This window comes from Nocardiopsis oceani (assembly GCF_054777395.1).
The window spans coordinates 1-13,440 of sequence record NZ_BAAHAR010000060.1; the positions used below are offsets into that span (position 1 = coordinate 1).

The 13,440-nt window shown below is 69.0% G+C and carries 7 protein-coding genes; 1 reads left to right on the plus strand and 6 read right to left on the minus strand.

The genetic code is table 11. The annotated features are described in order from the left end of the window. Positions 1-507 precede the first annotated feature (507 nt). The 3 genes from ACYVDG_RS28875 to ppdK all read right to left on the minus strand — a co-directional run bounded on the left by ACYVDG_RS28875 (position 508) and on the right by ppdK (position 5,870). The gene (locus ACYVDG_RS28875) at positions 508-1,758 is read right to left on the minus strand and encodes a deoxyguanosinetriphosphate triphosphohydrolase (protein ID WP_460761301.1); all 1,251 of its coding nucleotides are present in this window, start codon (positions 1,756-1,758) and stop codon (positions 508-510) included. A 49-nt stretch (positions 1,759-1,807) separates the two neighbouring features. Further along, a complete protein-coding gene (locus tag ACYVDG_RS28880; protein ID WP_460761304.1) occupies positions 1,808-2,827 on the minus strand; it encodes a YdcF family protein in 1,020 nt (339 codons plus the stop codon). Positions 2,828-3,176: 349 nt separating this feature from the next. Further along, positions 3,177-5,870, minus strand: coding sequence for a pyruvate, phosphate dikinase (gene ppdK, locus ACYVDG_RS28885; RefSeq protein WP_460761308.1), 2,694 nt, complete (start codon positions 5,868-5,870; stop codon positions 3,177-3,179). 419 nt (positions 5,871-6,289) lie between these two features. Here ppdK and trhA point away from each other — a divergent pair, with 419 nt between their 5' ends. Next, a complete protein-coding gene (gene trhA, locus ACYVDG_RS28890) occupies positions 6,290-7,084 on the plus strand; it encodes a PAQR family membrane homeostasis protein TrhA (RefSeq protein WP_460761313.1) in 795 nt (264 codons plus the stop codon). Positions 7,085-7,396: 312 nt separating this feature from the next. On the opposite strand, the gene ACYVDG_RS28895 is transcribed toward trhA, so the two are convergent. The 3 genes from ACYVDG_RS28895 to ACYVDG_RS28905 form a co-directional block, all read right to left on the minus strand. Next, complete coding sequence (locus ACYVDG_RS28895) at positions 7,397-8,785, minus strand: glycine--tRNA ligase (RefSeq protein WP_460761317.1); 1,389 nt, start codon at positions 8,783-8,785, stop codon at positions 7,397-7,399. Between the two features lie 188 nt (positions 8,786-8,973). Beyond that, positions 8,974-9,270: an antibiotic biosynthesis monooxygenase family protein gene (locus ACYVDG_RS28900; RefSeq protein WP_460761321.1), complete on the minus strand. Its 297-nt coding sequence runs from the start codon at positions 9,268-9,270 to the stop codon at positions 8,974-8,976. A gap of 267 nt (positions 9,271-9,537) precedes the next feature. Next, on the minus strand, positions 9,538-13,254 hold the full coding sequence (locus tag ACYVDG_RS28905) for a bifunctional glycosyltransferase/CDP-glycerol:glycerophosphate glycerophosphotransferase (protein ID WP_460761324.1): 3,717 nt from the start codon (positions 13,252-13,254) through the stop codon (positions 9,538-9,540). Positions 13,255-13,440: the final 186 nt, after the last annotated feature.

The following is a 13,440-nucleotide window of genomic DNA, read 5'->3' on the forward strand; positions in this document are numbered from 1 at the left end:
TGAGGTGGTTTGAAGCCCTCCCCCGCAGGACGGCTCCGAAGGGCCAGATCCTTCATCTTTGCGTGCAGCACCGCTTCCGCAGAGAGTTCCTACTTCCTCCTCTGGTTCACGTTCAGGACACAACTTTACCGATAGCCGCCAACCCGCCGTCGCAGCGAAGCGGGTCAAGGTGGAGCGCCTTTGACGCGCGAAGCGCTCGATGGCGACGACCTTGAGGCGCGTAGCGGAGACGGCCACAATCGGGCGGCGGGAAAGGAGGACACCCCAGCCCACAAGGGCAAGGGCAACCCCACCACAGCAGGGGAAATCGCCCCCTCTGCTAGCAGGCCCCTTTGCCAGGAAGCTCACTGACAGGAAGCTCACTGACAGGAAGCTCACTGACAGCAGGCTCATCCCCACCAGGCTCTGCAGGTCCGCAGTGGCGACGGCCGTTCAGATGGCGAGCGCCCAGGTAGCGAGCGTCCAGGTGGCGAGCGTCCAGGTGACGAGCGTCCAGGTGACGAGAGTTCAGGTGACGAGCTGGGCGTGCAGTGCCGTGGCGGAGGTGTCGGTGAGGGAGGCGACCTGGTCGACAACCGCCCGCAGTGCGGCGGCCTCGTCGGGGGCGCTGTCGAAGGAAGCCCGGAACTGCGGGTCCAGAGCCCCGGGGGCGCTGTGCCACAGGGCATCGACCAGCTCGGTGACGGTCCGGCGCTCCTCGGCCTGATAGATCCGCGCCTCCTCGCGGGACATCACGAAGCGCACTGCCACCGCCTTGAGCAGGGCGCACTCCAGCAGCGCCCGGCGGGGCAGGACGAGGTCGGCCCCGTAGCGGGTGAGGCGACCGGGCCCGTGGGCCCGGCGGGTGGCGCGTTCCGCGGCGCGGCAGAAGCGGCCGATGAGTTCGCTGGTGAGGTTCTTGAGGGCGGCGAGCGAGGCTAGGTCACCGGTGAACTCGCGGGGCCAGACGGGTTCGGCCAGCAGGTCGGTGAACACCTCGTCGAGCTCGGCGGCCTCGGCGTCGCAGTAGGACGCGGCGGCGATACGGCAGACCTCGGCGCGCTCACCGGGATCGCGCAGGGCGGCCATGCTGACCAGCCCGGCGTGCAGGGCGTCCTCCACGTCGTGCACGGAGTAGGCCACGTCGTCGGCCCAGTCCATAACCTGCGCCTCGAAGCACGTGCGGCCGTTGGGTGCCCCCTCACGCAGCCAGGCGAAGGCCTCGGCGTCGTCGGGGTAGCAGTTGAACTTGTGGGTGTCGCCGCCCTCACCGCGGCGCCACGGGTACTTCACGGTGGCGTCCAGGGTGGCCCGGGTCAGGTTGAGGCCCGCGCTGCGGCCGTCGGGGGCAATGACCTTGCCCTCCAAGCGGATGAGCAGGCGCAGGCTCTGGGCGTTGCCCTCGAACCCGCCGCAGGCCGCGGCGGCCTCGTCGAGGGCGCGCTCGCCGTTGTGCCCGAAGGGCGGGTGGCCCAGGTCGTGGGAGAGGCAGGCGGCTTCCACCAGGTCGGGGTCGCAGCCGAGGGCCCCGCCGAGCTCTCGGCCGATCTGGGCGCACTCCAAGGAGTGGGTCAGCCGGGTGCGCGGGAAGTCACTCACCCCCGGCTGGACGACCTGGGTCTTGGCGGAGAGCCGACGCAGGGCCGAGCTGTGCAGGACGCGGGCGCGGTCCCGTTCGAAGGGGCCGCGCCGCCTGCTCTTGCGTGACTCCTGGGACAGGCGCTCGGTGTCGCGCTCGGTGTAGCTGTGCGCGCCGTTCTCACCCGGGTTGGTCGTCATGACCGTGACTCTACTTCCCGACAGCGACAGAACGCGCCGATCGCGCAGGTCAGGCCGCGTTGACCCGGATGTCGCTGCTGTCGTTGAAGATCCAGTAGTACCAGAGCGAGGCGGTTTCCCTGGTGATGTACCAGAGCTGCGTCTCCCGCTCGATGACCGCGGGTCCGGTGCGCGCAGGCGAGGTGCCCGCGTCGATCCCGTAGCTGGCGGCCATGCTCTTGGAGCGCGCGCTGTGCCAGGGGTCGGAAACCAGGATGGCGGTCTGCCACGCGCGTTCGTCGAAGACCTGCGCGACCGCGTCGATGCTCTGGAGGGTGTCACTGCCCTCCTCGACGGCGACGACCTGTTCGGCGGGGATACCGACATCGACGAGCCAGTTCCGGCCCGCGGCGGCTTCGGTGTAGGCGTCGTCGGGTTGTTTGCCGCCGACCGTGACGATGACCGGCGCCACACCGTCCTGGTAGAGGACCTGGGCCTGGCGCAGGCGCGCCTCGAAGACCGGGGAGGGCACGCCGTTGTACTGGCTGGCGCCGAGCACCACGATGGCATCGGAGGCCATCCGGTCGTCCTGGCGGGCTGTGTACCAGACCCATCCCCACGTGCCTGGCGGGATCGCCAGGGCGGCTATCAGGATCAGGGTGATGAGCCAGCGCACCCGGAAGCGTCGGCGCTTGCGTCGCCGGGGCTTCCGGGGCGGAGCGGGTTCGGGACGGCGTGTGCGCGGCTCCGGTGGCGGCTCGGGTTCGTCCCGGTAGAGGGGCCGGTCCTCGTCGTGGGCGCGCGGCAGGGGACGGTCCCGGACGAACTTCCGGGTGAAGGGCGGGCCGCCGCCCAAGTCATCCGCGCCCCCGTGCTCGGGGTCCGCGGCGAAGTGGTCGGAACGGGTGAACTCCCTGGTGGTGTCGGCCGCCGGTGCCACAGGAACGGTGTCTGCCGCCGGTGCCGCGGGAGCGGGTTCGGCGAAACCGTCGCGGGAGAAGACCCTGGTGGCCTCGTCGTCCGCCGAGGCGGGGGGTGTGGTGGGGTCCTCCCACGGCTCTTCGCCGCGACCGTCGCTCGCCGTTCGCACCGGCTCACCTCCGCACAGTTGACTCAGGACGCGGTACCCCCACTGGGACGCCCGCTGCCCACCGCTGGTTCGCGACACCCCGCCCGGGGGCATGGACATGGATCGAGTGGCCGACCGTGCCCGACGCCCGCCCGTGGGGTGGCGGATCGGACAGCGCACAGGAAGCCGCAGAGGTCAAGAATATATCACGAACAGGTCACAGTGGCCTTTTTGTACAGCTGCCACCGTAGTGGCCGATTCTAGTGCCCCGAAAGTCCTGGAACACCCGCCACGGCGCCCCCGCGGCGGGCGGGGGCGCCGCACTCGTTCGGTTTCTCCGGCGAAGCACTGAACCCTTCGGAGAGCAGGGCTAGAGGGAGCTGCCCGCGGCCCGGCCCGCCTCCAACCGGGCGACCGGGACCCGGAACGGCGAGCAGGACACGTAGTCCAGGCCCACCTGGTGGAAGAAGTGCACCGAAACGGGGTCCCCGCCGTGCTCGCCGCACACGCCGAGCTTGATCCCCGGGCGGGCAGCGCGCCCCTCCTCCGCCGCGATGCGGATCAGGCGGCCGACGCCGTCCACGTCCAGGGACTCGAACGGTGAGACCCCGAACACGCCCTTTTCCAGGTACGCCGAGAAGAACGAGGCCTCGACGTCGTCCCGGGAGAAGCCCCACACCGTCTGGGTGAGGTCGTTGGTACCGAAGGAGAAGAACGCGGCGTTCTCCGCGATCTGCCCGGCCGTGAGCGCGGCGCGGGGCAGCTCGATCATGGTGCCCACCGGGAAGTCCAACTCCATGCCGTTCTCCTCCCCCACCTCGCGGAGCACGCGCAGCGCGTCGTCGCGGATGATCTCCAGCTCCTGGACGGTGCCGACGAGCGGGATCATGATCTCCGGCCGGGGACGGCCGCCCTCGCGGATCCGGTCGACGGCGGCCTGAGCGATGGCGCGCACCTGCATGGTGAACAGCCCGGGGACGACCAGGCCCAGGCGCACGCCGCGCAGACCCAGCATCGGGTTCTGCTCGTGCAGCTTGTGCACGGCCTGCAGAACGCGCAGGTCGTTCTCGTGGCTCTCTCCGCGGGCCTCGGCCACGGCCACGCGCACCGACAGTTCGGTGATGTCGGGCAGGAATTCGTGCAGCGGCGGGTCGAGCAGGCGCACCGTGACGGGCAGCCCGTCCATGGAGCCGAGGATGCCGTTGAAGTCCGCGCGCTGCAGCGGCAGAAGCGCGTCCAGGGATCCCTGCTGGTCGTCGGCGGTGTCGGCCAGGATGAGGCTCTCCACGAGCTGGCGCCGGTCGCCGAGGAACATGTGCTCGGTGCGGCACAGGCCGATGCCCTGGGCGCCCATCCGGCGGGCGCGTGCGGCGTCCTCCGGGGTGTCGGCGTTGGCGCGCACGTACATGCGGCGGGCGGCGTCGACGTAGTGCATCAGCCGGTCCACGGAGCGCACGAGGTCGTCGGCCTGGTCGGAGGCGGGGTCGATCTCACCCTCGAAGTAGCGCACCACCGGCGAGTCCACCACGGGTACCTCGCCGAGGTAGACCTGGCCGTTGGTGCCGTCGATGGAGATGATGTCGCCCTCTTCGATCACCTCGCCGGCGGGCGCGGTCAAGCGGCGGTTCTTGGTGTCGATGTCGAGTTCTTCCGCACCGCAGACACAGGTCTTGCCCATGCCTCGGGCGACGACGGCGGCGTGCGAGGTCTTGCCGCCCCGGCTGGTGAGGATGCCCTCGGCGGCGATCATGCCTTCCAGGTCGTCGGGGTTGGTCTCGCGGCGGCAGAGGATGACCTTCTCGCCGCTGCGCGACCACTTGACGGCCGTGTAGGAGTCGAAGACGGCCTTGCCGACGGCGGCGCCGGGTGAGGCGTTCATGCCGCGGCCGAGGCGGTGGGCTTCATCGCTCGCGGCGGCCTTCTCGTCGAAGCGCGGGAACATGAGCTGGGCGAGCTGGTCGCCCGTGACACGCTGGACCGCCTCGTCGAGAGTGATCATGCCCTGGTCGACGAGCTGGTCGGCGATACGGAAGGCCGCACCCGCGGTGCGCTTGCCGACACGTGTCTGGAGCATCCACAGCTTGCCGCGCTCGATGGTGAACTCGATGTCGCACAGGTCCCGGTAGTGGTTCTCCAGGGCCTCCATGGTGCCCATGAGCTCTTCGTAGCTGCGGGCGTCGATCTTCTCCAGGTCGGTGAGGGGCACGGTGTTGCGAATGCCCGCCACCACGTCCTCGCCCTGGGCGTTCTGGAGGTAGTCGCCGTAGACACCGGGCTGGCCGGAGGCGGGGTCGCGGGTGAAGGCGACTCCGGTACCGGAGTCCATGCCCAGGTTGCCGAAGACCATGGAGCAGACGTTGACGGCGGTGCCGAGGTCGGCGGGGATACGCTCCCGGCGCCGGTAGAGGATGGCGCGCGGGGCGTTCCAGGAGTCGAAGACCGCCTTGACCGCGAGGGTCATCTGCTCGCGGGGGTCCGCGGGGAACGGGCTGCCGGTCTGTTCGGCGACGACGTCCTTGAACCGCTCCACCAGGCGGCGGAAATCGGCGGCGTCGAGGTCGAGGTCGTCGGTGATGCCCTTCTCGGCCTTGAGGTGGTCGATGGCCTCCTCGAAGAGGTCGCCGTCGATGTCCTGGACCGTCTTGCCGAACATCTGGATGAGGCGGCGGTAGGAGTCCCAGGCGAAGCGCTCGTCGCCCCCCTGAGCAGCCAACCCCACGACGGACTCGTCGTTGAGGCCGATATTGAGGACGGTCTCCATCATGCCGGGCATGGAGTATCTGGCGCCCGAACGTACGCTCACGAGGAGCGGATCGTCGGGTTGGCCGAGCCGGCGCCCCATGGCCTTCTCGAGGTCCTTGAGGTTGGCCTCGATCTCCGCGTCCAGGCCGCCGGGGACGGTACCGCTCTCCAGGTAGTGACGGCACGCCTGTGTGGTGATGGTGAAACCGGGGGGAACCGGGAGACCGATGTTGGTCATCTCGGCGAGGTTGGCCCCCTTGCCACCGAGCAGATCCTTCAGGTCCTTGTTGCCCTCGGTGAACTTGTAGACGTACTTGGTCACGGGGTGCTCCCTCGTTCTCTCTCGGCGGCACGGGCCGACTGTCTGGCGAGACTCTATCCAGACTCCGCAAAAGCAAGGCGTCATGAACCACCCATTGATGGCATATTAGCTGCTCACAGCGGTTATACAGGTCTATACCAATGGTTCAGCACAGGTGCACCTATCCCCCGCCCGGAAACAGCAGGAGGATACCCGTGTGCCCCATGTCACCGCTGGTCAGCGGCGTTCCTCCGCGAGCCGCAGCGAGCCTCCCCGGTCGACTCCGGCACGAACCGGCCACACGACCAATCTCCCGCCACACCGGCCCCTCCGATACGTACTGTGCGTCGAGACACAGCATTACCAACAAGTAACCTACGGCTCCGTAAGTTAGAATCCGGAGTGTGCCCGCCACCGAGCGGGGTCGCTGGACGTGAGAGGTGCGAACGGTGTCGAAGGAGCGGGAGACGGAGGAATCCCAGGCGGACGGCTCCCGGACAGGGGACTCCAAGGCCTGGGACGCCGCCACGGCGACGGAAGGAGACCCAGCCGTCTCCGTACCCGAGCGCGCCGTATCCGCCGCCGGGGACCTCCTGGAGGCTGTCAAGCCCCGGCTCCGCGGCTGGCTGCACCTCGGGACCGCGCCGATCGCGCTGGCCGCCGGCATCGTCCTGGTCGCGCTGTCGCCCACCGTTCCCGCCATGGTCGCGAGCGCCGTCTACGCGCTGAGCTCCGTGCTGCTGTTCAGCACCTCGGCCATCTACCACCTGGGCCGCTGGTCACCGCGCGCACAGAGGATGCTGCGCCGCATGGACCACTCGAACATCTACCTGATCATCGCGGGCACCTACACGCCGTTCATCGTGCTGGTCCTGGACGACCCCCTGCGCGCGGCCATGCTGGCCCTGGTCTGGGGCGGGGCGATCGCCGGGGTGGCCTTCAAGCTCCTGTGGCTCAACGCCCCGCGCTGGCTGTCCACCGCGCTCTACCTGGCCATCGGCTGGGTGGCGGTCCTGTTCATCCCCGACCTGGTCGGCGGCACGAACCCCGCCACCTGGATTCTGATCCTCGTGGGCGGCGTGCTCTACAGTGTCGGTGCCGTGGTCTACGGCCTCAAGCGGCCCGACCCCGCACCGCGCTGGTTCGGCTTCCACGAGATCTTCCACTCGCTGACCATCGCGGCGTTCATCTGCCACTACATCGCGGTGTCCTTCGTGGTCTACACGGCGGGCTGACCGGACGACTGGCCACATTCGGCCGCCGCGTCACGATTGGCTTACACGGCAGGACAAGGAGCACGAAACTCCCGCACACCGCTCAGGGGCTACCGCTAGGTTGGGACCCGGTTCCCCGCGCCGTGTGCGGCCGGAGGAACCGAAGAGGCGGTCGGAAACCACATCCCCCCGGGTCCGGCCGTCTCTCTGTGTTTGCTGCCGGTACCCGCCGATACCGGTGACCGGTGTGCGCCGTCCCCGACGACGACCGCCCGCCCCCGGGTGCGGGAACGGGCGGTCTCTCGGATCAGGGCCCAGGGCTCATGCTCGGCCTCAGCAGCCGGGCAGGCGCTCCAGCAGGTACATCTCGACGCGGTCCAGCGAGACGCGCTCCTGCGACATGGTGTCGCGCTCGCGCACGGTCACGGCGTTGTCGTCCAGGGTGTCGAAGTCCACCGTCACACAGAACGGGGTACCGATCTCGTCCTGGCGGCGGTAGCGGCGACCGATCGCACCGGCGTCGTCGAACTCCACGTTCCAGCGCTTGCGCAGCAGGGCGGCGAGGTCGCGGGCCTTGGGCGAGAGGTCGGTGTTGCGCGACAGCGGCAGCACCGCGACCTTGACCGGCGACAGGCGCGGGTCGAGGCGCATCACGGCGCGCTTCTCCATCTTGCCCTTGGCGTTGGGGGCCTCGTCGACGTTGTAGGCGTCCAGCATGAACGTGAGCACCGCCCGGTCGACACCTGCCGCGGGCTCGATGACGTAGGGGATGTAGCGCTCGTTGTTCTCCTGGTCGAAGTACGACAGGTCGGCACCGGAGGCCTCAGCGTGCGTCTTGAGGTCGAAGTCGGTGCGGTTGGCCACGCCCTCGAGCTCGCCCCACTCGCTGCCCTGGAAGCCGAAGCGGTACTCGATGTCCACGGTCCGCTTGGAGTAGTGGGCCAGCTTGTCCTTCGGGTGCTCGTACAGGCGCAGGTTGTCCTTGGCGATACCCAGCTCCAGGTACCACTGGTGGCGCTGGTCGATCCAGTACTGGTGCCATTCCTCGTCGCTGCCGGGCTTGACGAAGAACTCCATCTCCATCTGCTCGAACTCGCGGGTCCGGAAGATGAAGTTGCCCGGGGTGATCTCGTTGCGGAACGACTTGCCGATCTGGCCGATGCCGAAGGGAACCTTGCGGCGGGCGCTCTGCTCGACGTTCTTGTAGTTGATGAAGATGCCCTGCGCGGTCTCCGGGCGCAGGTAGGCGAGGCCCTTGTCGTCCTGGACCGGGCCCAGGAACGTGCGCAGGAGGCCGTTGAACATGCGCGGCTCGGTGAAGGAGGCCTTGGCTCCGCAGTTGGGGCACGCGATGGCGGCGAGGCCGTCCTCGGGTTCCCGGCCGTGCTTGGCCTCGTAGGCCTCGATGAGGTGGTCCGCGCGGAAGCGCTTGTGGCAGGCCTGGCACTCGGTGAGCGGGTCGGCGAACTCCCGGACGTGGCCGGACGCCTCCCAGATCTCACGGGACAGGATCACGCTGGAGTCCAGGCCGACGATGTCGTCGCGCTCCTGGACCATCGAACGCCACCACTGGCGCTTGACGTTGTTCTTCAGCTCCACGCCCAAGGGTCCGTAGTCCCAGGCCGCGCGCAGACCTCCGTAGATCTCACTGGAGGGGTAGACCAGACCTCGGCGTTTGGCGAGGTTGACCAGTGCGTCCATTGCCTCTGACTTGGCGGCCATGGGTGACTTCTCCATCCGGCTGGCGGTCGGTGGATCGCTGTTCGCGATACATCGTCGGGTCTGTTGGGGCGCGGCCAGCACGCGGAGCCACGGATGTGGCGCTCCGGGCGACCGCATCCCCCCAGGCTAGAGCAATCACAAGGCGCCCGCGCACCCTTTCCACCGGGGTGCGGACGCGCTCACACGGGTCAGGATGGCGTGTCCGCGCCGGTGAGTACCTCGAAGGCGGTGGGCTCATCGATGGCCCTCGAGAGCAGGGGCACGGCGGTGATCTTCACGTCGAAGTTGGACAGTGCCCTGCGGTAGTAGCCGGCGCCCTCCCATTCGGTCACCACGGTCCACAGGGTGGGGTCGTCGGCGGCGCGGCCGATGCGGTGGCCCAGGAATCCCGGCCGTTGGGAGAGGACCTCCACGGCGGCGTCGGCGTCGGTTCGGAAGGCCTCGGTTTCGGCCTCGGGCACGGAGTAACGGGTGATGACGATCACCGGACCATTGTGGCGCACGGAACGCGCGGGAACGCGGCGGGCCGCCCCTGAAGCATTCCGGAGCGGCCCGAGCAGGCACCCTCCCGCAGTGCGCAACCACAGGGGGGTGCCCGTTCGAGCGCCGGAGAGCCTGGGTTGCAGCAAGCACAGTGCAAGAGGAGTCAAGCCGCTAGCGAGGAACGAGCCGGATCCCAGACTGCGCCGTAGGCGTCGTTCGAGGGTTGGTGGCGGACGACGGGCGGGCGGAGGCCCAAGACAAACTCTGCCTCAATCTCTTCCGAAGACCTGGTCGACGACCCTGGCGGAGGCGTGGCCATCGTCCAAGGGACAGAACTGGTCGACGAAGGACCGGTAGGTGTCCCGGGTCTTGGCGACCACGTCGTCGATGTTCTGCAGGGCCTCGATGACGTCGTCCGATCGGGTCAGCAGTGGCCCGGGAGCGGTCTCCTCGAAGTCGAAGTAGAACCCCCGCAGGTTGTCCCGGTAGCTGTCCAGGTCGTAGGTGAAGAAGAGCATGGGCCGACCGGTGTTGGCGAAGTCGAACATCATCGACGAGTAGTCCGTGACCAGGACGTCGGTGATCAGGAACAGTTCCTGGATCTCCGGGTACAGGGACACGTCGTAGACGAACTCCTCCCCCACGATCGGCACGCTGTCCACGACGCGCGGGTGGCGGCGCACCAGCAGCACGTGGTCGTCGCCGAGCTTCTCGTACATCCGGCGCAGGTCGAGGTGCAGGTCCAGCTTGTGCTTGCCGCGCGTGTAGTACTTGTCGTCCCGCCAGGTGGGCGCGTACAGGACGACCTTCTTGTCCTTGGGCAGCCCCAGCACGCGCCGGGTGCGTTCGGCGATGCGCTCCCGGTCCGGTGAGAAGAAGATGTCGTTGCGCGGGTATCCGGTCTCCAGGATCTCGCCCTCGAAACGGAAGGCGCTGCGCAGGATCGGGGTCGCCCAGGGGCTCGGCGAGACCAGGTAGTCCCACTGCTGGGTCTCCCAGGCGAGCTTGTCGAAGTAGTCGCGCGACTTCCCGCGGATGTTCTCCACGTCGAAGCCGATCCGCTTCAGCATCGAACCGTGCCAGGTCTGCACGACCACCTGTTCCGGGTGCCGGTGGTACCAGGCGGGCTGGCGGGAGTTGCTGACCAGGTACCGGCTGCGGGCCAGTTCCCGGTAGTACTCCTCGCCTCGGTGCCGGACCGGCTCGAGGTCGTCGGGCAGGCGCACCTGCCCGTCGGCGACCAGCCAGGACATGGGGTAGTCGGCCCAGCGCTCCCGCTTGCGCAGTTCGGCGTAGATGCTCTGCGGGCTGTCGGAGTACTGGCGGCCGGTGTAGGTGTCGAAGAGGACGCCCTCGGTGACCGGCTTCGTGCGCTGGGCCGGGTAGTAGGTCTCCCGGAGCTCGCGTTGGGCGTAGGTGCCGCGCTCGGCCGGACGCAGGTCGGTCCCCACCTGGACCACCGGGATTCCGCGCCCCTGGTAGGAGAGCGTGTACGTGCGCTCGGGGCTCTCGCTCTCCATGGGCAGGTCGTGGATGAGGGCCTCCGCGAACTCCACTCCCACGTCGAGCTTGACGGTCCCGGTCACACCCTCGGCCGGTTCCTCGCCGACCCGGCCCCAGAGCTGGTAGGCGCCGGTCGGCAGGGACAGCTCACCCGAGAGGGTGGGGATCCGGGAGGGGGCGAACCGGGCGGTGAAGCGGTTTCCGGAGTGCTCCACGGCGATTTCGTGTTCCTCGTCGCGGCCGCGGGCCTTCGCCACGAGGCGCAGGTCCGCCCCGGCGGTGAACTCGCCCTCGAGGACGAGGGCGTGCTCGTCCCACTCGGCACGGTCGACCACGGGTCGGGCCCGTCCCGCCCGCAGTTTCAGGTACCCGGTGGCCGTCCTGTGGACGGCCAGCTCCTGCTGTGCGCCCTCCGAGTTGTAGGCCGTGGTGGGTACCGCGTCGGGCAGGATCAGTCGAATGCAGTGCTGGTCGGGGGTGACCAGGTAGGCGTCCCACTCTTCCTGCCGGATCACACCGCCGCACTCGCTGAGGCCGCGGGCAAACAGCTCGCCGGCCCGGATCCGGGCGTCGAAGCGGCCGCCCTGGATGCTGACCGGGTAGCTGAGCCGTGCGGTGCCGTGGTTGCGGAGCAGCCTGAGCTCGGTCGCCTCGGCTGCGGGCGGGGACAGCAGCTCTCCGCTCAGGGCGAGTTCGGCGGTGCGGGTGTCGAAGCGGTGTTCGCTGACCCGGGCGGTCTCCGGTTCGACGCTGACGACGAACTGGCGGTCCCGGTTCCAGTGCGGGCGGACCCACACGTCGTCGCCGACGCTCTGGTAGGCGGGCCGCTCGGGCGGGCCGGACACCGGGTTGGAGACGATCCGGCGCCGGGTCAGGCCGCGGTTGAACACCACGAGCTCGATCTTCCAGTCGCCGGGCTGCCAGCCCCGGGAGGAGCGTAGTCGGCGCGGGTCCAGCACGACGTTGAAGCCGCCGTAGTCGTGGCGGGCGGAGTCGGGCAGGTCGGGCAGCCGGTACTCGGCGGCCATCCGCGTTCTGACCGGGACCCGAACGCGGCGCCGAGTGGCGGTGTTGACCGCGAAGGCGACGACGTGCTGCTGCCAGCGCTTGCGGGCCCTCAGGTTGCGGATACCGATCCGGCCGCTGACGTGCAGCCGGCCGTCCTCCCAGCGGACGTCCTCGGTCTTCTGTCGGACCTTGATCTCGTCCCCGAGCCGGTAGATCTCCCGGGGGACGGCCTTGCCCGGCTCCTTGGTGTCGAAGAAGGGGTAGCGGGCGTAGTAGCCCAGCCCTTGGCGTACGGCGCCCGCCTTCTTGATCTCCACGCTCTTGGCGAAGGTGGCGACCTCCAGCAGGTCGGCCAGGCGCCGCTTGCGCACCAGGTGGTACAGGAGGCGGTCCAGGACGTTGAGTCCGCGCAGCTGGGCGGCGGGAACGTGGTCGAGGTAACCGTTGACCAAGTCGAGGGCGGCCTCGCGCACCTCCTCGTCCGCGTCGTCCAGACGCAGGAGCAGCCGGTGGAGCTCACCTTGGAGTGTGGCGCGGTTCCACAGCTGGCGGTCGGCGCTGGTGAGCGCGGCGGCGATGTCCCCAAGTGCGGTGATGCGCCGTTGGAGGACCGCCTTGTCCAGCGGCAGGGCCGCCTTCTCGCGTTCCCTGTAGAGCAGGACCGGGGCGGAGAGCACGTTCACGGAGTCCGCGAGAAGGGTCGCGCGCTTGATGCCGAGATCGGCGTCCTCGGGGGAGAGTTCCTGGTCCGGCAGGGAGTCCCAGAACTCCTTGCGCCAGAGCCGGTTGCCGAGGACGGCGTCCGTAAGCAACCCGGGCAGTGCCCTGGGGTCCTCGGCGAGCCGCTCCCGGCCGCAGAGTTTCTTGTGCGCCTTGGAGGGCGAGGCACCGAGCTCGTTGAACTGGTGGACGTTTCCGATCACCAGGTCGGAACGGGTGTCGGCGGCGCTGTGGGCGAGGTATGCGAGCGCGTAGCTGGTCAGTGCGTCGGATCCGGTGAGGAAGAGCACATGGCTGCCGGTGGCCGCGGCGCCGCCCCGGGAGCGCGCTTCGGGGTGGTCGGGTGCGGGTTCTCCCGGCAGGAGGCTGACGCGCAGCCCTGCGGGCGACGACCGCACGAAGGCCTCGGCCGTGGCCAGCCCGTCCTCACGGGCGGACTCGACGGCTTCATCGCCCTGGTCGTTCTCTTCGGGGCGGGGGGCGTCCGGTCCGCTGTCGGCCCCCTCGTCGTCGCCGTTCGTGTCATGGTCCTCGCCGTCTGGGGCAAGGTCCTCGGTCTCCGTGACCGCTGTTCGGTACTCACCGTTGGTGGTCCGGACCGGCACGAGGAGCACCTCGATGTCGGGTCGGCCGACGGTGGTCTCCGCCGAGGCCCCGGTCTGGTTCTCGTCGCGCTGACGCGCCAGGGAGTCGAGGCAGTTCTGCAGGTGTGGTTCGGTGACGTCGAACGTCACGATGACTGTGGGTTCGGGCACGGAAGTAGACACCCTCCGGAGGGTTCGTCGCGGCACGACGCGCGGGTACCGAGGTGCGGACGGCCCGCGCAAACAGGCGGTCAATAACTACATGTAGAAGTTTCTTGACCCATCGTGCACCAACCCGGGCCAGTGCGGAAACGGGTACGAGGGGAGATGCACGGCGGTGGATAGGGCCGCGCCTGT